Consider the following 22,028-nt stretch of genomic DNA (forward strand, 5'->3'; position numbering starts at 1 on the left):
CTGCACTTTTGAGTGATTGTATTTTGCCAATAGTCCTAGCTATTACCTGTAATACAATCACTCAAAATCATCAAAAACTTCTTTGACATCGAACACCGCAAAATGATTTACGAGCGGTATATGCTCAAGGACAGTGTAGAAGAAAATGATGCAAAGTATACTTAAAGCAGGGTGAAAATAGTATTTTTCCATTAGAGTTTTAGGTTTTTACTGCTTTTGCTTACTTTTGCTTATTATTAACGTTAAAATACAGCCCCATTGCAAGTGATGAAATTAACGAAATTAATTTATGTTGAATACTGCTGATTTATTATTTGAATTAGGCACGGAGGAGCTGCCACCGAAAGCCTTAAAAAATATGGCACAAAAACTGTTAGAAAATGTCTGTAAAGTATTAGATGAGTTAGATATTGGCTATCAAGGCAAAATATTCTATGCTTCACCAAGACGTCTGGCTTTTGTGATTGAGCAATTACAAATAACGCAAAAAGATAAATTGATCGATAAAGAAGGTCCGTTTATCGATAAAGCATATGACGAGGATGGTAAGCCAACTAAAGCGGCTTTAGGGTTTGCAAGATCTTGCGGTGTGAATTTTGATCAACTTACCACTATTGAACACAGTAAAGGTACACGACTTTTTTATCAAATTGAGCAAAAGGGACAACAAACCAAAGAGATCATTGCTGATATTATTGATAGTGCACTGAAGAAACTACCGATTCCAAAAATGATGCGTTGGGGCGATGAGGAGTATCAGTTTGTGCGTCCTGTGCACTGGGCGGTACTGCTTCTTGGTGATGAGCTAGTTGATGCTCACTTTTATGGCTGCAAAACCTCACATATTACTTATGGTCATCGTTTTCACGCGCCGGATGCAATACACATCAATGATGCTAGTGAGTATGTACGTAAATTAGAGGCGGCACATGTATTGATTGATTGGCAAGTGCGTAAAGACAAAGTGGTCACTTCTGCCAAAGCCTTAGCTAAAACGCACCATGCTCATGTGGTATTAAATGATGACTTAGTTGAAGAGGTTACAGCCATTGTCGAGTATCCACATGCTTTATTATGTGACTTTGATCAAAACTTTTTGCGTGTGCCACAAGAGGCATTAATATCGGCAATGGAGGAGCATCAAAAGTGTTTTGCCTTAATGGATGACAACAATAAGATGATCAATCATTTTATCACCATGAGTAATATCGATAGTTCAAACCCACAAACCGTGATTAAAGGTAACAACAAAGTAATGGCAGCACGCTTATCAGATGCCGCATTTTTTTATGATACCGATGTTAAAAAGCCATTAGAAGCGTATGTTGAGAAGTTAAAGATTGTGACATTCCAAAAGGAATTAGGCTCTGTATTTGATCGCACTGAACGTATCGCTTTATTAGCGCAAGCGATTGCTAAGGTCATTGGCGCTGATGAGAAGCTTGCGCATCGTGCAGGATACTTAAGTAAGGCGGATCTAATGACCGATATGGTTTATGAGTTTACTGATTTACAAGGCATTATCGGTAAATATTATGCCAAAGCACATGGCGAAGACAGTGAAGTGTGTCAGGCAATTGAACAGCAGTATTGGCCAAAATATGCAGGCGATAAATTGCCTGAAAGTAAAATAGCACAAGCGTTAGCTATTGCTGAGAAAATGGATACGTTAGTTGGCATATTTGGCATTGGACAAAAGCCAACAGGGGACAAGGATCCCTTTGCTTTAAGACGTGCAGCGATTGGTGTGCTACGTATATTAAAAGAGCATCATTTAGCGATCTCTTTATCAACATTGATCGAGTTATCGATCAACACCTTCCAAGCGGGGCAATTAACAGCACGAGCAGATTTAAAGAATAGCTTGAGGCAATTCTTTATTGATCGCTTAAAGGTAATTTATAAAGAAGAGGGGGTTACTGCAGAAATATTTGAAGCAGTGAAAGCCGTTGATCACGCCGATGTTGCTGACTTTGATGCGCGTATTAATGCCTTGATTAGCTTTAAGTCGCATGCAGCGTGCGCACGCTTGGCGCAAAGCAACAAGCGTGTTGCTAATATTCTGGCAAAAAATGCTGTCAATGATGTGTTGAGTGTTGATCAAAGCATACTGCAAGAAGCTGAAGAAATCAGTTTGTTTGAAGCATTACATTCTGTTGAAAGTAAATTATCTCTGTTAATAAGTGACAAAAAATACCAAGAGGCTTTACTGGTTTTGTCGACATTGGATGAACCGATTGCCGAGTTTTTTGAACACATCATGGTTATTGCTGAAGATGAAAAGATCAAAAATAATCGTTTGGCAATCTTACAAAAAATATCCCAATTATTTCGTCAAGTAGCTGATTTATCTGTTTTATAATCTCGAGCATGGCAGGGCGTATGCGATACGCCCCTACATGTTAATAGTGTGTTTTATTTTTGACTGTAACTTATCGATAAACGCACTAATAAATGCAATTCGCTCTTGGGCTTGAGGTAAAGCTTTTTTAATCATCAATTTCTGATCTTGGCTTAATTGGAAATCTTGCGGCTGCATTTGCACTAGCGTGATAAGGTGAATAGGATCAAACTCAAGCGGTGTGTTGAAGCTGATCTTACCACCTGATGAGTGCATTTCGATTTTATGAATACCAAGGTGTGTTGCACTTAATTTCAAATGAGTAATGTCAAATAAATATTGCGCATGTTCGGGTAATAAACCAAAGCGATCAATCACTTCAACTTTAACTCTATCGAGTTCATCATGTGTCTCTGCACTGGATATACGCTTGTAAAGTCCAAGGCGCGTGTGCACATCATAGATATACTCTTCAGGGAAAAGTGTTGGTATCCGCAGCTCAATCTGAGCATCTAGCTGAAATGATTGATTGATCTTGGTTGCATCAAAGGTTTCACCTTTTTGTAAGGCAGAAATGGTTTTTTGCAGTAAGTCCATATACAGGTTAAAGCCAATACCTTGCATGTTACCACTTTGCTCTTTGCCAAGCATCTCACCGGCGCCTCGGATCTCAAGATCATGATTGGCAAGCATATAGCCACCACCTAGAGACTCAGTTTCTAAGATAGCTTCAAGACGCTTTTTAGCGTCTTTTGCTAATGATGTTTCAGGAGGTGTCAGTAAATAAGCATAAGCTTGATGATGTGAACGCCCAACACGTCCACGCAATTGATGTAATTGCGCTAAGCCAAAATTATCAGCGCGTTCAATAACAATGGTATTGGCGTTAGCAATATCGATACCGGTTTCAATAATCGTGGTACATACTAAAATTTGATAGCGATTTTGTTGGAACTCAAACATGATTTTTTCAAGTTCACGTTCGCGCATTTGACCATGAGCTACTGCAATTTTAATATCAGGAAAGAGTTTCTGTAACTCCTCAGCCTTATGATAAATTGTGCTAACACTATTATAAAGATAGTAGACTTGTCCACCTCTTAATGCCTCACGCATCACGGCTTCTTTAACAGTGCTGTTATTATATTGTCTGACAAAAGTTTTAACCGATAGACGTTTTGCCGGAGCCGTGGCAATGACTGACAAGTCACGAATATTCGAAAATGCCATATTCAAGGTGCGTGGAATAGGGGTGGCTGTCATTGTTAGAATATCAATATTAGCACGCATTGCTTTCATTTTTTCTTTGTGTGTCACACCAAAGCGGTGCTCCTCATCAATAATTAATAATCCCAGATTATGAAAGTTAATCTTTTCAGATAATAGTTTATGTGTGCCGATAACGATATCAATACTGCCATCGTTGATTTGTTTAATAGCCGCATTTTGCTCTTTGGTTGTTTTAAAGCGTGATAGCACCTCAACTGTCGCGCCCATTTCACTAAAGCGGTCACTAAAGTTATCAAAGTGTTGCTGTGCCAATAAGGTCGTAGGCGCTAAAACGGCGACTTGTTTATTGTTACTCGCGGCAATAAATGCCGCACGCATTGCCACTTCTGTTTTACCAAAGCCAACATCGCCACACACGAGTCGATCCATTGGTTTATTTGAGAGCATATCTTTAATGACATCATTGATGGCAATGGCTTGATCAGGGGTTTCTTCAAAGGGAAAGCCTTCACAAAATGCCAGATAATCTTTCTCGTGAAAGATATTGCCATAGCCTTCTTTAAGTGCGCGTTCTGCATAAATTGCCAAAAGATCAGCGGCAACATCATTGATTTTTTTAGCGGCTTTTTCTTTTTCTTTTTGCCAAGTGTCGGTACCGAGTTTACTAATAGGTGCGTGTTCAAGCTCAGTGCCGCTATAGCGACTGACTAGATGTAGTGCATAAATGGGTACATAGAGTTTTTCATCATTTTTAAATTTAAGCGTTAGAAACTCGGTGTCTTGAGCACCGAAATCCAGTTTAGTCAAGCCATCAAAGCGAGCAATGCCATGTTCAATATGTACCACCGGACTGCCTAAGCTTAATTCCGATAAATCTTTGAGGGCAACAGTGGGTATACTTTCATCTTTTTGTTTAATACGCGTGCGTAAATTGATGGCACTGTGATTTGCAAACAGATCAAACTCAGTAACAATCAATATCCTATTATTCTTTTCGTCCTCCGTAATAATACCTTGGGTAAAGGGCGCAACCGTGATCGAGTGTGTTGAAGTGGATTCAAGTGCGTCGCTAAAATTCACATAGGTATCAAGCTTTAAGCCCAATTTACTTAAGTTTTCATACATAAGCGCTTTTCTACCGGGACTTTCAGCACAAAAAATAACTTTGTTAAAGCTTGTATTTGTTAATAAATCCAGAAGTTTTTGATAGGGCTCTTTATACTGATAATGCACATGAATATCAGGAAGTGCGTTAACCTCAAGGTTATTTGCTTTGGTTTTATCCTGATGCAACCATTTAATATGTGAGAAGTTTTTAATTAAACCATTAAATGCAGCAGGTGATAGAAAAACCTGCTCAGGTTTTAAAATAGGGCGCTCGCGATCATGCGCTAACTGGTCATGCCGTGTCAAAATATCAGTGTGATATTTCTCCAATGACAATTGACAGTTATAAATGCTATGAATGATTGTATCTTGTTGTAAATAGTCAAAGAGGGTGTTAACACGCTCAAAAAAAAGTGGCAGATAAAATTCAATACCACTGATCATTTGCCCTTTGATAATACTTTGGTAAATTTGATTTTGAGTATCTGCGTGCGGTATTAGCTCATACCAATTTAGCGCAAATTGATCGAGTGTTTTTTTATCCAGTATAAACTCTTGTGTCGGTAAAATATTAACTTCATCAATCGCGGTGTGTGAACGTTGCGTCTCGACATCAATACAACGGATACTATCAACCTCATCGTCAAACAAATCAATACGATAAGCGTCATCTGACCCCATTGGGAAGATATCCAAGATACTACCACGCACACTAAATTCGCCTCGACTAATCACTTGGGTGACTTTCTGATAACCATCCGTCTGTAATTGACGCATTTTCTCAGTCAGATCAAGTCTGTCACCTTTTTTGATCATGAAAGCATTAGTATGTAAAAAGGATGTTGGAGGCAAATATTTAGTCAGAGTATTAACGCTGACGATAATTATACTATTAGGATTGTTTAGAATCTGATTTAATGTATTCAAGCGCGAGGAAATAACATCTTCACTCGCGGAGAAATAATCAAAAGGCAAAATCTCAAGATCAGCAAAATGTAAAATGTTTTTTTGTGGCAGTAAAAAGCATAGTTCATCATACAGTTGTAATGCGACTTGTGCGCTCTCACATACCAGCAAATGAGGCTGCTGATCATGGTTTAAGATATATTCATTTAAAGCAAGCGATAGCGCCGTAGGAATGGCATTGGCATAAATGTTGCGTGTCGCTTTTGGCAGAATCTGCATGGTAAAGTTAAATCTAGAATATTCGGTGGCATTATTTTATCGAACTCCCTTAACATATACCAGAAAAGATGCCGATTATTGCGCAGTATAGCCGCCATCAATGGCAATATCGCTACCCAATAAGAAACTGCCAGCTTGATCAATCAAATAATAGATCAAGCTGGCGACTTCTTCTGGTTGTCCTAAGCGTTTTGCCGGTTGTAGTAATTGTTCTTCTTTATGAATGGTATCAATATCAGCACCTGATTGTTGACAGTAGTTTTTTATTGCCTGCCAATAAAGTGGTGTTTCAATGGTGCCGGGACAAACACAGTTGGCAGTAATATTATATTTAGCGTAATCAAGGGCGATGTTTTTGGTCAATTGAGCAATTGCAGCTTTTGTTAAGCCATAAACTGCCGAGTTGTTCTTAGCAACAAAAGACTGATCCGAACCGATCGTAACAATACGTCCACCGTTTGGGTTGTGCTTCATTAATTGTATTGTTTCCTTAAGCACAAAAAAGCAAGAAGTCAGATTAGTGTTTAATACACGAAAATAGTCCGCCTCTGTGGTGTTTTCAATACTAGCTGAAAAGTGAATGCCGGCATTAGAGATAAGCGCATCGATACGTGGATATTTTTCTTTAACTTGCTTAAAAGACTCATTGATTGCCGCAACTTGACTTAAATCCGTTTGAATATAATCAACGCCTTGAAGTTCATTTTGGGCTATATCTAGATTAATCACTTGATAATTATTGGCACGAAACAGAGCGCAGCACGCCTTGCCGATTCCTTGACTGCCACCAGTAATGATAATGGTTTTTTTTAAGGACATAACTAAACTTGATTGCTTTGCTTATGATTGATAACTGTAAAGAAAAAGTGACTGAAAGCAAATGTAATTTATGATTTTTAATCGCGTCTTTTAGATCTTGCTCTTATACATGCCATCAAAAGGTTTTATTTTTATCACAAGATCTAATTACGGAGAGTGAGTCAAGTCATATTACGGAAATATTCAAGGAAAAAGTTGCCGCCTTTCGTGAAAAATATCGCTAGAATAGCGAATGTATTTTGTTATTTTTAGCTTATGAGGAGCCCGTCATGTCATTGACAGAAGCAATACCAACAATCGATTTCCAGGCAGCATCCTTGGATATTTGGGACAGTAAATATCGTTTAAAAACACGTGTAGGTGAGCCAGTTGATCAAGATATTGATGCAACTTATCAACGTGTTGCTAAAGCATTATCAGAGGTTGAGACAACCAAAAAGTTGCAACAAAAACATTATGAAGAATTCTTGTGGGCACTAAGAAATGGTGCCATTCCCGCCGGAAGAATCGTCTCTAATGCCGGCGCGCTTGAACATAAGCCGGCGACTTCTACGATTAACTGTACGGTTTCAGGCACGATCCATGACTCAATGGATGATATTTTGCAAAAAGTACATGAGTCAGGGTTAACACTTAAAGCCGGATGTGGAATCGGTTATGAGTTCTCGACATTACGTCCTAAAGGCGCGTTTGTTGCTGGAGCCGGTGCGCACACCTCGGGCCCCATGTCATTTATGGATATTTATGACAAGATGTGCTTTACCGTGGCATCAGCAGGTGGTAGGCGCGGTGCACAAATGGGCACATTCGATGTTGGTCATCCAGATGTGTTTGATTTTATTCGTGCCAAACGCGAAGATGGGCGTTTGCGCCAATTTAATCTGTCATTACTCATTACTAAAGATTTCATGGATGCTGTTGAGCATGATGGTCAATGGCATTTGGCTTTCCCGATGACTGAGGCTGAACAAAAGGCACATAACATTGATTTGCAGGATAAAACACAAGTATTATGGCGTGATTGGCCAGTTAAAGATGATTATATTAGTGATGATTCAGGTCTTGTTGCTTGCAAGATTTATAACACGATCAAGGCGCGTCGTTTGTGGGACATGATCATGTCATCAACCTATGATTATGCTGAGCCTGGATTTATTTTGATCGACAAGGTTAATGAAGATAATAACAACTGGTTTTGTGAGACGATCCGTGCAACGAACCCATGTGGTGAACAACCATTACCACCTTATGGCTCTTGTTTGTTGGGTTCGGTTAATTTGACTAAATTTATCGAAGCACCATTTACCAAAGAAGCACGTTTTGATTGGGATAAATACCGTAAAGTCGTGCGTATTTTCACGCGTATGCTTGATAATGTCGTTGAAATCAATGGTTTACCATTAAAAGAGCAACGTCATGAAATCGAATCCAAGCGCCGCCATGGCATGGGCTTTTTAGGTTTGGGATCTGCTATTACCATGCTTAAGATGAAATATGGCAGCAAAGACTCGGTAGCATTTACCGAAGAAGTTGCCAAACAAATGGCGCTAGAAGGCTGGCGTGAAGGCGTTAAACTTGCCAAAGAAAAGGGTAGTGCGCCAGTGCTTGAAAAAGACTATACCGTCACTGAAGAATTTTTGCGCTTGCGTCCTGAGATGGCTGCAGATGGGATTAAAGTGGGTGATGTGATAAAAGGGCGGATGTTACATGCCAAATATAGCCGCTATATGCAGCGCATTTCTAAAGAAGATATCTCGATTATTGACGCTATTTGTGAGCATGGTTGTCGCTTTACCCATCATACATCGATTGCCCCCACTGGCACGATTTCTTTATCATTAGCGAATAATGTCAGTAATGGCATTGAGCCAAGCTTTGCTCATCACTATGCACGTAATGTCATTCGTGCGGGCAAAAAATCCAAAGAAAAAGTCGATGTATTCTCTTATGAGCTATTGGCATATCGCCAATTAATCAATAAAGAAGCAATGCCTTTTACCAAGGAACCAGCACAAAAGTTACCTGAATATTTTATTAGTGCCGATAATGTTAAACCAAAAGAGCACGTTGATATTCAAGCAGCAGCGCAAAAATGGGTTGATTCGAGTATTTCAAAAACAGCTAATGTGCCGACGGATTTCCCATTTGCTGATTTTAAAGACATATATCTTTATGCTTATCATCAAGGCTTAAAGGGCTGTACAACCTTTAGGTTTAATCCTGAAGTCTTTCAAGGTGTATTGGTTAAAGATGAAGATCTTGAGAAAACCAAGTATCGTTTTACCCTTGATGATGGCTCAGTGCTTGAGCTAAAGGGCAATGAAATGATTGAATATGATGGTGAAGAACACACCGCAGCGAATCTTTATGACGCTTTAAAAGAAGGATATTACGGCAAGTTTTGAGGTGTAAACAATGGGAATTGAAGTATTGTCTGATTATGTTCGTTCACACTATGAGGTTTATGAATATAAACATGCTTGTGCCATTTTAAAGGAAGACTTTCCTGAAGAATGGTCAGAGCTCCTTGCTTTGCTAAGTGATTTTAAACTAAAAAAAAGTTGGATTGTAAACTCAGGTGGGCGCAAATCAAAAGTGTCTGAATATATTGATACATATTTGTACAAACGTGGTTGGGTTGAGAAACAATTTAACACCCAAGTAGTTATAGATAGTGTGAATTATGACTCCCCAACACATAAGGTTGATTGCTTCAAAAATAGAGTAGCGTTAGAGATCGAATGGAATAATAAAGACCCTTTTTATGATAGGGATCTTAATAATTTTAGACTGCTATTTGATTTAAAAGCCATAAGTGTTGGGGTTATTATTACTCGCTCAGATGAGTTACAAGAACTCTTTAATGAGCTTGGACGAGGATCATCTTATGGCGCATCCACAACGCACATTGGCAAGTTATTACCGAGAATAAGTGGAGGCGGAGGTGCTGGTTGCCCTTTACTTGTTTTTGGGATTAAGAAAAGTTTATTTGAAGAGGATGTTTAAATGGGGGCTAAAGAAGACTTTATCAATGAGTTAGGTGGCAAAAAATTTAAAACAATTTTAGCAGATCCACCATGGCAATTTCAAAATAGAACTGGAAAGGTCGCTCCTGAGCATAAAAGATTAAACCGTTATCCAACGTTAACGCTAGATGAAATTAAACAATTGCCTATAGCTGATGTATCCGATGATACATCTCATTTATACTTATGGGTTCCTAATGCACTACTAGCTGAAGGCCTTGACGTTATGAAATCTTGGGGCTTTACTTATAAAACAAATTTAGTCTGGTATAAAATTCGTAAAGATGGTGGCCCAGATCGAAGAGGTGTCGGATTCTATTTTAGAAATGTAACAGAGATAATCCTATTTGGAATAAGAGGCAAAAACGCAAGAACATTACAACCAGGTCGAAGTCAGGAAAATATTCTTCTATCTAGAAAGCGTGAGCATAGCCGAAAACCAGATGAGCAATATGAATTAATTGAAGCATGTAGTCCAGGTCCTTATTTAGAGCTTTTTGCTAGAGGTTCACGAGAGAGTTGGGTAGTATGGGGAAATCAATCAGAAAACTATGTGCCTGATTGGGATACTTATGCTAATCATTCACAAGCATTATAAGGAAGCGTTATGTGGGCAATTATCGGTAGCAGTGGCTTTGAAGAGTTTGATGAGTTTGAGATAGTAGAAACATTGCCACGCGAGACACCATTTGGGCTATGCTCCAATGGCTTTTATCGTATTAAAGTTGGCAATAGAGAAATGTTATTTCTGTGTCGCACCGGACAATCTGAAAATATTTTACCGAGTAAAATTAATTATCGCGCGAACATTTATGCCCTTAAAAAATATGGTGCAACCGCTATTTTAGCCTTGTCATCTGTGCGTAGTTTGCAAACGGTATTAAAACCTGGTGATATGGCAATTCCCTACCAGTATATTGATCGCACTAAGGGTTTGCGCGAATCGACTTTTTGTGATGATGGCATTTTGGCCTATGTATCATTAACCCATCCAATCAGTGAAAAAGCTGCTGATATTATTAAAAAACAAAAGGCAAACTTTGATTTTCCAATTCATTTTGGGCAAATTTGTGTATGTATTGAAGGTCCGCAATTTCCAACAATGATTGATGCTAAATGTTATCAAGCAATGGGCGGAGGGGTTATTGGGATGACTGCCTTTCCTGAATTTGCCTTAGCACGCGAGGCGGGACTTCATTATCTACCTTGTAACTTTATTGTTGATTACGTACCGTGGTCGGATGATATTGATAATAACGACTGCATATTGCAAACCCGCTTTGATAACCATGCTAAGGCTGTGGCTTTAATTCACTGGGTTGGTGAAAAATTAACCGAATTTTCACAAAATGATTGTAGTGATCAAGGTATTGCAAGCTCTATCAGTGGCATGGGCGATAGAATGACGCCGCGCCAACAAAGCTGGTTTAATGTGTTAGCAAAATCTAATAGTGAAGTTGTTGTTTCCAAAGCAGCTGCTGAGCGTATTCGAGAAGTAACCCTTTATCATGGACAAAAAGCGGTACCAGAAAAACTGCAAAACTTATTAGATTTCGTCAATAAGTATAAAAAAGATGAGACCTTATCCATCGAAGGCGTACGCAAATCGGCAGCATCACTTATGTTATATGCCGGTAGCGAGGTTGATATTGCCTCTGTGCGTGATTTCGCAGTGAAGGTCGATGGGCGTGAGGTTAATGTGCGTTTGTACCATCCAAATCCTAAAGAACATTTACCTATTGTGATTTATATTCATGGTGGCGGCTTTGTATCCGGAACGCTGGACTCATTTGACACACCATGCAGGCACCTGTCTCATACAACCCATCGTGTGGTGTTAGCCATTGATTATCGTTTAGCACCTGAAAGTCCATATCCAGCTGGGTTTAATGATGTTTATCAGGTAGCTAAATGGGCGTATGAGCATGCTGCTGATATTAAGGCAGATCATAACGATTTTACGATGATTGGTGATAGCTCGGGAGGCAACTACACCGCGCTTTGTGTTGAGAAATCCATTCAAACAGGTGAATTTATAGTTAGCAATCAGGTGCTCATCTATCCGACAACTGATTTAACACATAATACAGAATCAATGCGTGAGTTTAGTCAAGGGTATTTGTTAGAGTCACGTCAAGTTAATTGGTATAACTCACAGTATCGCCCTAAAGATATGAATGGTACTGAGCCCGAGATATCTCCGCTGTACATTACCGATCTTGAAAAAATGCCACGCACTATGGTGTTTACTGCAGGGTTTGATCCTTTAAGAGATGAGGGTTTGCTCTTTGCACAAAGCTTGATGGAAAAAGGGGTTGATACACATCATTATCATTTTGATAATATGATTCACGGGTTTATTAATTTTGGCAAATTGGTGCCACAAGAATGTGAGGTATTATATCAGCGGATTGAACGTTTCTTGAACTCAAAATAAATACTATGACTTCTTAGAGCTTTTTAAATTATCCCATGATTTTTGCCAACGGTGAATATTGTCTCTTGCGGTGGTATTGAAATAATCACTTGGTGTGATTGCCGCATTTGGTTTTTTAGTAATGGCTGCGGTGGCGTGCTTTTGTCCTAGATATAAATCCAATGTTTTATTAAAGCACATCACCAATGTATTTTGCATATCTGTGCCATAGGATTTAATCACTTGAGCTAAAAACTCATTACTAAACATTTGTCTTGGACTGGTCTCCTCAAGATCATTAATAATCTGCATCAATACACTTCGGGTAATATCTTTGCCACTTTTATTTTCAACTACAACAACATTTTCATGCTCAATAATGAGCTTATGTACACCTTCTGCCGTAATGTAGCAGCTGTCCTGTGTATCATATAAGCGCCTATTAGGATACTTCTTAATGAGCCTAACTTCGTTTTTGTCGTATTGCTTCTCCATGAAAAAATTCCCATTATCTAGAAAACTTGCTTGAATCGCAGTGTAACATAAATCACCCAATATCAATATATGCGAAAAGCAAATACACGATGCAAAAAATAATTTATGCTAAATTTCTTGGCTATGACCATATTCCTGCCCACTTTGATTGTGTAAGCGTTGGCTGAGCGTAAGTCGAAGCCTTTATGAAGTATGATTTTCACAAGCTACCCTTCGACTTACGCTCAGGGTACGGTGAGCACTTGTGGGTGAGCATTTAGTCTTAGCCAATTTCTTTTATTTACGAAAGATTTTTGCATGATAGCGCAGAAATATCGTTATTTTAGCGTATTTACGTATATACTATAAGCGTTTTTAGTTAAGGGAAAAGTTTTAGGAGAAACGATGGCAAGTTTAGAGCAAGAAAAACATTCAAGTGGTTTTGAACATGGTCGCATTAAAGTAATCGGTGTTGGCGGCGGCGGAGGTAACGCGGTAGGTTACATGGTCGAGAAAGGCTTACAAGGTGCGCAAATTTATGCGATGAATACCGATAAGCAGGCACTTGATAAGAATGCCGCACCACACAAAGTACAAATTGGTGAGTTTATTTCCAAAGGACTAGGTGCTGGAGCCAATCCTGAGGTTGGTCTTAAAGCCGCGCAAGAAAGCATGCATCATATTGAGGAAGCTATTGCTGATTGTGATATGTTATTCATTACTGCGGGTATGGGTGGTGGTACCGGTACAGGGGCCGCAGGTGTTATTGCCGAAGTTGCAAAGCGTAAAGGTATTGTGACGGTCGGCGTGGTAACGACACCTTTTTCATTTGAAGGGCGTCGTCGTGAAGTTGTTGCCAGACAAGGTATTTCAGCGCTTCAAGAGCATGTCAATTCCTTGATCGTTATTCCTAATGATAAATTACGTAAATCATTGGGGGACAGAACAACCCTAATGGAAGCATTTCATGCTGCCAATGATGTACTTTTTAATGCGATGTCATCAATGACTGGGATTATTCGAACCCCTGGACACATCAACGTTGACTTTGCCGATGTGAAAACAGTTATGGCGTCCCCTGGTTTGGCAGTGATCGGGACAGGGCACGCCGGTGGTGAAGATCGTATTTTAAAAGCCGTTGATAAGGCGGTTTCTTGTGATTTGTTAGAAGATATTGAACTTAAAGATGCCAAAGGTTTATTGGTGTGTGTTACTTCAAGCAATGATATTTCTTTAGGCGAATTTACTGAGCTAGGTGATAAAGTGGCAGAGATTGCCTCTGCTGATGCGCCCGTTATTATCGGAACCTCTATCAAAGAAGATATGGGTGACACTGTTGATATTACGATTATCGCAACCGGCTTTGATGTTGATGTGACGACAGAACGTTATAATACGATTCGTCAAGTAAAAACACAGACTCAATCTAACCAAAATAGTTTAACCGAAGGGCAAACTTTAGCGCGTAAAGCTAATCCAGATAGCAATTAAGCACCTAAACAATAGCTCCTTGAGAATCTAAAAAAATACCTGATAATATTTGCATAGTAATGAATCAAGAATAAGTTGCGTCAACTATTACCTCTCCCCTTGCGGGAGAGGTCGTGCAGCTTAAGCTGCACGGGTGAGGGGGAGTAATTAAAGCTCAACTTATTTTTGAATTATTACATAGGTACTTAATATCCCTATATCCCTGATAAATTTTTAACAACACGGACTGTTTTGACAATATTGTGCATAATGCGATTTTAATTGACGATGTATCACCTTGTTGCTTGCTGTTCTGGGCAGTTTTTCAATTAAAATAACATCGCTTATTTTAAATAATGGATTTAAACGCGATTTAAGCAATGTTTGCATTTGTGATTTTAACTGACAAAGATCCATTTGTGCTGTTGGTACGACATAAATAACGAGTTTAGATATTCCTTCAATTTCATCATTCACTGCCACTGCCGCAAGCTCATAGATATGTTCTAAATTTAAAAGCACTTGTTCAATCTCAGCACTTGAGGTTTTAATTCCACCTAAATTCATGGTGTTATCAGCGCGCCCTAATGAGCGATAATAGCCATTAGTTGAGCGCTTTAATAAATCGCCATGTCGACGTAATGGTGTATTATTATAAGGTGGCATATCACGATAATATATATCACTGTTATCGGCATTTAATAAGCGGTTGGACAAGCCTAATGCACAAGAACTTAACGCAGCTTCGCCAATGCACACAGTGTTTTGTGACAAAATATGATGCTTCTCATCCAAAAGCTTAAGCTCAATACCAAAACAAACTTGTGAGAATTGAGAGGGGACATTCGCCTGCAACAGTGTTGAGCTGATATAAGCACCACCAATCTCGGTGCCACCGCAATATTCAATAATCGGTCTATAGCCGGCATGTAATGATAGATAAAACATATCTTCAACATTAGAGGATTCACCAGTGCTGGCAAAGAGCTTCATATGCTGCCAATTAACTTTCTCAAGCACAGCATTAGTGCGCCAAGCATTAACAATACTTGGAATCACACCCAGTTTGGTTACTTGAGTTTTTTCAATAAACTGGGCGAATTCAAGCGAAGTAGGTAAATCTTCAGTTAATACCATCGTTGCACGATTTAAAAAAACCGCAAATACAAGCCAGGGTCCCATCATCCAGCCAAGATTTGTGGGCCACGCCCAGATATCTTCTTTGTTCGTATCCATATACAGCTTAGCATCGGTTGCTACTTTAAGTGCCGTACTTTGCTCCCAAATAATGGCTTTTGGTGTGCCTGTTGTGCCTGATGAGAATAAAATGTTGATAACACCTTGTGCACTCTGTAGATAAGGGGCGGGTGTTATATTTATATTGTTTGGCGTCAATAGATCATCAAAGGACATGTCATTAGCGCGTAAGTTGATGCCTTGATGTTTGGTGTTTAAACAGATAATTGATGAAACCTGACAATTTATGATTTTTTGATAAAGATCCAATGTTTTATTGCCACGAGTGATCACATCTTGTGTTACCACGAGTTTGCAGTTACTTATCTTAAGTCGTTTATTGATTTCACTCTCAGAAAAGCTATCGGCAATTGAGACAACACTCGCGCCAAGATAGATAACGGCCAAGTAAGTTGCCACTACCTCGATATTCATCGGCATAATAATGGCTACGGTATCTTTGGGGCTTAATTGATAATGATGCTTAAGTCCTCTAGCAATTGTAAGTACCAAGTTTTTGAACTCGGCATAATTTATTGTTTGTTCAACACATTTACCATAACGCATCCCTTTATAAATAATCGCAGGCTTCATGGCAAGATCCTCTTCAACCTCAATACAGCAATCAGCAATATTAAAAGAAGCACTCGGCAACCATGTTGGCGTGTAGGGGAATAATGACATATCAAAGCTTGCTGTTGGCTTGTTGCTAAAGGATAAGTTTAGGTCAGTAATCGCTTGTCCCCAGAAAGATTCAGGGCAGTCAATGCTGTATTGATAAAATTGAGAAACATCTGAAAAATTAAGCTTCTCAAGCCATTTGCCGAGATAGCTATTGTTCACTGTCTCATTATCAGGTAGCCAAATGGGTTTAAATTCGGTTTCAGCATAACAAAGGTGATATAGCTTATAATGAATATCAAAAGGAATATCGGCTGTTAAATAGCATTGTGTTAGTTGCTGCCATTTTTCTTGAGGTGATAATTTGCTAGTAAACAATTGCTTGATAGCACTGGCATGGGGCGCTAATGGCATATTGCATAAAAAACTCAAATCCTTATCCATAACTTGTCCTTTATTGATCTTTTATTGAAAATACAAAACAAGGATATTGTAGCTAAAATTAAATTGAAGTAAAAAGGTTCATTCCTGCAAAGTATTCGCTTGACCTTAATCCCAAGATCACAATAGAGTATAGAGGGATGAAAATAGGTGACTTTGATCAGGTAAAAAAGAGATAAAAAAGGAGATATGAATGTTTGAATACCAAAATATTATTTATGCAATTGATGTCAATGATGATGTAGCAAAAGTATTAGATCATTTGGTTGATTATGCTAAAACCAAAAAAGCCAACTTGCATGTTGTTACTGTGCACAAAACAGTGTTTGATTATGGCTATGGCGCGGGCATTTCAGAGAAGACACCTAATCAATTAATCAAGGATCGCTTAACACAGAAGTTTACTGAAGTTACCGCAAATATTGCCAAACACGATCATGTGATCTGCAAAGTGATTGATGCGGATTCTGTGGCAGATGGCATTATTGAATATATTGAAAAACAAAACATTGATCTTTTGATTCTCAATGGACATCACCATGGCGTTTTTGGGCGCATGGGCTCAGTGGCAAGTAAGATCTCTAATAATGCACCGTGTGATGTGGTCATTCTGAAAAATGCTTGATGCAAAAAATGCACAAAGTCAATTAAATGGCGATAAAGATATAAGTCATTACCTTAGTTTATTAAATCAAATCGATAACAAAACAATCGTTATTACGGCTAATACTCGCTTAAAAGATCATCTAACGACAATGTATTTAGACTATGCACGCAATCAGCAGCAATATGTTGTGTTGCGTGATGTTTTTATGAGCTTTGATGGATTTGTGGATGCGCTATATGCTAATGCACAAATGATAGATCCCTCATTACCAAATCTGATCAGCGATGATGAAGCACGATTTTTGTTATTAAGCTTTCTTAAGGAAGATACAGATGTCTTTATGCCTAATGCGCAACAGGCGAAGCTTGTACTTAGTGCGTGGCAATTGTTACAGCAATGGAATTTGACGACAGAAGCGCTTGAGAGTGAAACATATAATAAGAATGTTCGTTTATTTTTAAGATGGATCGAGCGCTATCAAAACACCTTAACTGAAAATAACTGGATAGATAAGTCACGCCTGATTACAGCGCTTTTGGCAAAGCATGAGATATTAGCTAAGACGTTTGCGTATTTAGATTATCATAAAATTATGCTTGTCGGTTTTGATACTGTGACACCGCAAATGGACGTCTTTTTTGCGCATTGCACCTCTGAGCTTAATATTATTATAGATGACTGGACTTTAGCGGATACAAAAACCAAGGTTAACATAACCGAATACCTTGAGGAACAACTAGAGATTCAAAAAGTTGCCAAAGCTGTTTTTGAATTAAGTCAAAGAGAGCCACAAGCAACAATTGGCGTAATTGTGCCAGATTTACAGACACAATTTGATACTTTGACTGATGCCTTTGATCAGTATTTTATTGCAGATGAACAAAAGCCAAACCCACTTTTAGATAACAGTTCTCGTGAATATACCATATCAGGTGGCGAAAGCTTATTGTGTCAAGGCATTGTTTATCAGCTGATGCTATGGCTTAAGATGAGTAAAACGCTAAGCTATGATGAGATTAAGTTGATGTTAAGCTCGAGCTATCTTAAAGGGCATGGCGATTACAAAGCACAAAGATATCAAAAGCTACAGGTACTTAAATCGAAAGTACCTGAATCCATTGAATTTGCTAAGTTGATTAAGCTTAAGTTATTTATTGATGATTGTGATCCAATTTTATTGGAAGTGATCACACAGATGTTGCATTTTCATAAATCGCATAGGCAAGAGGGTAAAATCACGGCTTTTACTTTTATTGAGAAGTTAAAAGAAGCACTCGCAATACTTGGGTATCTTGATCATTGCAAGCTTACCAGTATAGAACACCAGACGTTGACACAGTTTTATAAGCTACTTAATAAGCTTATCATATTAACGCGTTTAGAGATTAAGCTTGAATTTAATCAGTGGTTGGTTGAGCTACAAACCTTAGCCAGTAACACACTTTTTCAAACTGAAACGACAACGAATCCACGCGTGCATATTCTAGGGATGCTTGAGGCAACCGAAGTTTACTTTGATCACTTGTTTGTGATACGCATGAATGATAGTAACTGGCCAAGTCTTGCCAATATGAATCCTTATTTGCCTTTGTCATTGCAAAGATCACAATCGATGCCGCATTCCAGTGTTGAGCGTGAGCTTCAATTTGCCAAAACCATTACCAAGCGTTTAACAAAGCAGGCGAAACATATTCATTTTAGCTATGCATTATTAAATGATGAAAAAATACAAATGTGCTCACCTTTACTGATGGGGCTAGCTACAATTGATTATGATCACACAAAGTTTGATTGCAAAAAGAGTAATGAAGTGCAATTTACACTATTTGAAGATAATGCATTACAAGCTATGACAGCTAACGACTGTCAAACACTCAAGGGTGGTTCGCAATTTTTTAAAAACTTTGCGGAATGTCCGTATCGCGCAGCATTGATTCATCGTTTGCATCTAGATGCTGATAAAGCTCATAAGCCAATATTATCAGCGCTTGAGAAGGGTGTGATTATCCATCATGTACTAGAGCAGATTTGGCGCGAATTAAAAACATCTGACAACTTAATTAATATGCCAAAAGAGACGCTGATTGAAAAAGTAGCGCAACATGTTCAATCAGCATTAAATAGGCATGTGGCATTAATCAATATGCTGCCGCAACTTATCAAAGAAGTTGAGATTGTGCGTCTGCAAGAGGTAATTTTACAGTGGCTTGACTATGAGAAATCACGACAAGCGCCATTTGAGGTCTTAGCACTTGAGAAAGAACTCAAATGCATGATTGCAGGCGTGACACTTAAGCTACGGTTAGATCGAATCGATAGATTGTTGGATAATCATACGGTAGTCATTGATTATAAAACCTCTAAAAGTTACCAAATTAGTGATTTGCTCAAATCACCGATTACCGAATCTCAACTGCCATTATATGCCATCTATGAAAATGCTGATGCCGTGGCAGTTGCGACGGTAAATGGTGCGAAGATTGGTTTGCAAAGTATCTCAAGCATTGACGATTGGATACAAGAAGGCGAACCTAAAGCTTATCCAGCGAAAAAAGGCAATAAAATAGCTGATGATGCACCACAAAATTACACGGCATTAAAGCACTATTGGCAAGTCCAACTTGATGAACAAATGTCGAGTTTTGTCGCAGGTGAGTCGATGCTAACGCCTTCAGCGGCTAGTTGTCAGTATTGTGAATTTGCGATTGTTTGTCGCATGAGTTATTTCTAGTCATCTTTAGTCATCAAGAATAACACCTGTGATTCTTTATTCATTTGTATACTAAATGTGCACATATTCTTTTCACTTTAAGAGGAGCATATTATGAATACAAATAAGTTGTTATTGCCTGTTAAGTTTTTTAAAGTGTCACACCTATCGCGATATTTAGGCTTTGGCTCATTATTTTGTTTGTCACCAACATTTGCTGATATCTTACAGCTTGAAAAGGGTAGTTATACCGATAGTTTGCATAATAGAGTAGATATCATCAGTGGCAAACCATTTACTGCATTAAATGCAGTACCTAAGGTCTCATCACAATTGAGCTCACCCTACCCAACAACGGATTGGTGGTCGTCACTGATTTGGAGTTTTAATAATCAAAACATGTTTTCAGAGGCGATGTTTCCGCATCCATTAAGTGTCAAAACAAATGCCAAAGGGTTAGAGATTGGCTATCCACAAGAGCCACGTGTTTATTCGCATGAATGGCAGGGCAAAATACTACAACGCAATTCAGGTTATCAATACCCACATTTTGCTGACATGACCGTCGGCTACATACAGATGGTTATCAATGGACTTGGCAGGGTAGCAATATTGACGTGATGAAATCAGTGCAGTTTACCGTACACGATATGCATGTTGGGCAATTTAGCTCTTCTGAGTATTCATTAGCGCCATTGAAAGTGGACTCAGCAACGGATACAACAGAATCTGCAAGTGACTCCTCTAACAACAGCAATCATAATGTCGATCAACGTATTGAGATAGATGAAGAACACTTTAGCTTATTGGCAATTATTAATCAGTCTAATGGGGCGTTTCATATCAAGCTTAATGCTATACAAGAGCGTGCTTATGTGATTATTCATTATGTAGACAAACAAGGCATTCCACAAAATAGACACCTTATTCGACAAGGCAATAATCAATGGCAATTAGCTGCTAACAGTTTTGATCGAAACAAAGGCTTCTCTTTAACGATTGACGACCCAAGTGGGCAATTTTCAACAAAGAGGTATTTTTTCTAAGCATACTGCCCAATTCGCCAGCGACGCGAGAGGAAATTATCGATATTAAGCTTCTTTTTCAGAAAATTTTGATTTTGCGCCAACATCGGTGTTGGCTCGGGGTGGTGAAAATGAAAGTTATACTTACGAGCGATACGGCGTAAATTACTGACACTACAATCGAGTAATTTGGCTATATCATGGGTTTCCATTTTACGTTGCATGCACTGTTGAAAAAACTCTAAAATCGAGCAGTGATAAAGGTTAGTAATTTTTTCTTCAACGGTGATTTTCTTCATTAATTTTCTCCCTATGCGTTCGTCCTTATATTTGTTTTGTCATTGCGACTTAACAAAATATTACAATTCACGTGTCCTAATTAAGCATCCTGCTTCGGTAAATAAGCTAAAATTGAACATGGTGCTTATTAGTTGCCAGTTACTTTAATATAAATTCTTAGCGATTGGCTAGCACAAAATGTAAAAAAATTGCAAATTTAGCAATTTGATGCTTAACTCACCAAGGTATACATATTGATACAAGCTATTAACAAAGGAGATGGTTTATGGATAGCGATAAAAAATCACTAAAATTTCAGTCTGAAAAAGTGAAGTCATTGGATTTAAAAGGGCGTATTACACCTGTTGTATTGAGTTTGTTTCTTGTGCTTGGGATTGCTGCCACGCAAAAAATAAATGCAGCAGCGGCACCAACTACAACTGACAGTAAAGCATTAACAACACTCACGCAAAGCACTAATAGTATTACCGTTGAAGAAGTTGAAAAAGCACAATCTCAATGGGCAGCAGGAATTGTCGCAATAGGAGAGGCTTATACCAACAAAAAAAACTACAAGAAAGTGGCGCGAAAAATAATCAATAAGCTCTATGCTTATAATTATGAAAAAGGTGTGGTGATGTTTAAACCGACTAAAGCAAAGGATATTCCGTTTAGACCAACGAAGGAATCCGCACTTTCTTACTTTGTTGGTGGCAACAAAAAATTTAAAGAAGATAAAGGCTTTGCGCTTCAGCCATGGACAAAAGTGATTTTCCACAATGATGAGATGTATTTCCATGGTGATATGGCGATTGCGATGGGTACGTATGACTTTACCGATGATGAGGGTAAAGTAACAACCGTTGAATATACCTTCGCTTACGTTAAAATGCCAAATGGTCAGCTAAAAATTGTCTTACATCATTCTTCTGCACCATTTTCAGATTGATTTATCGCCTAAGACTAAATGTTCACCCACAAGTACTTACCTTACCTTGAGCGTAAGTCGAAGCGATGCACTGAGCATCAGTCGAAGTGGGT

General features: G+C 38.6%; 16 protein-coding genes. 11 read left to right on the forward strand and 5 right to left on the reverse strand.

What is annotated here, in order from left to right:
* The first annotated feature begins 289 nt into the window (after window positions 1-289).
* On the forward strand, window positions 290-2,362 hold the full coding sequence (gene glyS / locus ACZ5V8_RS05935) for a glycine--tRNA ligase subunit beta (protein WP_464217041.1): 2,073 nt from the start codon (window positions 290-292) through the stop codon (window positions 2,360-2,362).
* A gap of 33 nt (window positions 2,363-2,395) precedes the next feature.
* Here the strand turns inward: glyS and mfd are convergent, their stop codons facing one another.
* Together mfd and ACZ5V8_RS05945 are read right to left on the reverse strand one after the other, a co-directional pair.
* Window positions 2,396-5,863, reverse strand: a complete 3,468-nt coding sequence (gene mfd / locus ACZ5V8_RS05940; RefSeq protein WP_464217042.1) for a transcription-repair coupling factor — start codon at window positions 5,861-5,863, stop codon at window positions 2,396-2,398.
* Window positions 5,864-5,938: 75 nt separating this feature from the next.
* Window positions 5,939-6,682, reverse strand: a complete 744-nt coding sequence (locus tag ACZ5V8_RS05945) for an SDR family NAD(P)-dependent oxidoreductase (protein WP_464217043.1) — start codon at window positions 6,680-6,682, stop codon at window positions 5,939-5,941.
* A 269-nt stretch (window positions 6,683-6,951) separates the two neighbouring features.
* On the opposite strand from ACZ5V8_RS05945, the gene ACZ5V8_RS05950 reads away from it, so the two are divergent.
* From ACZ5V8_RS05950 to ACZ5V8_RS05965, 4 genes are read left to right on the forward strand one after another with little or no spacing between them, the layout of a single operon-like run.
* The gene (locus ACZ5V8_RS05950) at window positions 6,952-9,087 is read left to right on the forward strand and encodes an adenosylcobalamin-dependent ribonucleoside-diphosphate reductase (RefSeq protein WP_464217044.1); all 2,136 of its coding nucleotides are present in this window, start codon (window positions 6,952-6,954) and stop codon (window positions 9,085-9,087) included.
* Window positions 9,088-9,097: 10 nt separating this feature from the next.
* A complete protein-coding gene (locus ACZ5V8_RS05955) occupies window positions 9,098-9,688 on the forward strand; it encodes a BglII/BstYI family type II restriction endonuclease (protein WP_464217045.1) in 591 nt (196 codons plus the stop codon).
* Window positions 9,689-10,306 carry an MT-A70 family methyltransferase gene (locus ACZ5V8_RS05960; protein ID WP_464217046.1) on the forward strand — a complete coding sequence of 206 codons (618 nt, stop codon included), beginning with the start codon at window positions 9,689-9,691 and terminating at the stop codon, window positions 10,304-10,306.
* A 9-nt stretch (window positions 10,307-10,315) separates the two neighbouring features.
* Window positions 10,316-12,145 (forward strand): alpha/beta hydrolase fold domain-containing protein, encoded by a 1,830-nt coding sequence (locus ACZ5V8_RS05965; protein ID WP_464217047.1) that lies wholly within the window; start codon window positions 10,316-10,318, stop codon window positions 12,143-12,145.
* Window positions 12,146-12,148: 3 nt separating this feature from the next.
* Here ACZ5V8_RS05965 and ACZ5V8_RS05970 read toward each other — a convergent pair whose 3' ends face one another.
* Complete coding sequence (locus tag ACZ5V8_RS05970; protein ID WP_440617551.1) at window positions 12,149-12,619, reverse strand: polyhydroxyalkanoate synthesis regulator DNA-binding domain-containing protein; 471 nt, start codon at window positions 12,617-12,619, stop codon at window positions 12,149-12,151.
* A gap of 384 nt (window positions 12,620-13,003) precedes the next feature.
* On the opposite strand from ACZ5V8_RS05970, the gene ftsZ reads away from it, so the two are divergent.
* A complete protein-coding gene (gene ftsZ, locus ACZ5V8_RS05975) occupies window positions 13,004-14,089 on the forward strand; it encodes a cell division protein FtsZ (RefSeq protein WP_440617552.1) in 1,086 nt (361 codons plus the stop codon).
* A 213-nt stretch (window positions 14,090-14,302) separates the two neighbouring features.
* On the opposite strand, the gene ACZ5V8_RS05980 is transcribed toward ftsZ, so the two are convergent.
* On the reverse strand, window positions 14,303-16,369 hold the full coding sequence (locus ACZ5V8_RS05980) for an AMP-binding protein (protein WP_464217048.1): 2,067 nt from the start codon (window positions 16,367-16,369) through the stop codon (window positions 14,303-14,305).
* Window positions 16,370-16,559: 190 nt separating this feature from the next.
* Here ACZ5V8_RS05980 and ACZ5V8_RS05985 point away from each other — a divergent pair, with 190 nt between their 5' ends.
* The 4 genes from ACZ5V8_RS05985 to ACZ5V8_RS06000 all read left to right on the forward strand — a co-directional run bounded on the left by ACZ5V8_RS05985 (window position 16,560) and on the right by ACZ5V8_RS06000 (window position 20,729).
* The gene (locus tag ACZ5V8_RS05985) at window positions 16,560-16,991 is read left to right on the forward strand and encodes a universal stress protein (protein ID WP_464217049.1); all 432 of its coding nucleotides are present in this window, start codon (window positions 16,560-16,562) and stop codon (window positions 16,989-16,991) included.
* The gene (locus ACZ5V8_RS05990) at window positions 16,984-19,704 is read left to right on the forward strand and encodes a PD-(D/E)XK nuclease family protein (RefSeq protein WP_464217050.1); all 2,721 of its coding nucleotides are present in this window, start codon (window positions 16,984-16,986) and stop codon (window positions 19,702-19,704) included. The genes ACZ5V8_RS05985 and ACZ5V8_RS05990 overlap by 8 nt, the downstream gene beginning before the upstream one ends.
* 93 nt (window positions 19,705-19,797) lie before the next feature.
* Window positions 19,798-20,304, forward strand: coding sequence for a hypothetical protein (locus ACZ5V8_RS05995; RefSeq protein WP_464217051.1), 507 nt, complete (start codon window positions 19,798-19,800; stop codon window positions 20,302-20,304).
* The gene (locus tag ACZ5V8_RS06000; protein ID WP_464217052.1) at window positions 20,301-20,729 is read left to right on the forward strand and encodes a hypothetical protein; all 429 of its coding nucleotides are present in this window, start codon (window positions 20,301-20,303) and stop codon (window positions 20,727-20,729) included. Before ACZ5V8_RS05995 ends, ACZ5V8_RS06000 begins: the two co-directional genes overlap by 4 nt.
* On the opposite strand, the gene ACZ5V8_RS06005 is transcribed toward ACZ5V8_RS06000, so the two are convergent.
* On the reverse strand, window positions 20,726-21,007 hold the full coding sequence (locus ACZ5V8_RS06005) for a hypothetical protein (RefSeq protein ID WP_440617558.1): 282 nt from the start codon (window positions 21,005-21,007) through the stop codon (window positions 20,726-20,728). The genes ACZ5V8_RS06000 and ACZ5V8_RS06005 overlap by 4 nt on opposite strands.
* Before the next feature lie 266 nt (window positions 21,008-21,273).
* On the opposite strand from ACZ5V8_RS06005, the gene ACZ5V8_RS06010 reads away from it, so the two are divergent.
* On the forward strand, window positions 21,274-21,936 hold the full coding sequence (locus ACZ5V8_RS06010; RefSeq protein ID WP_464217053.1) for a phosphoribosyl-AMP cyclohydrolase: 663 nt from the start codon (window positions 21,274-21,276) through the stop codon (window positions 21,934-21,936).
* Window positions 21,937-22,028 lie beyond the last annotated feature (92 nt).

Source organism: Cysteiniphilum sp. GTC20157 (assembly GCF_055396795.1).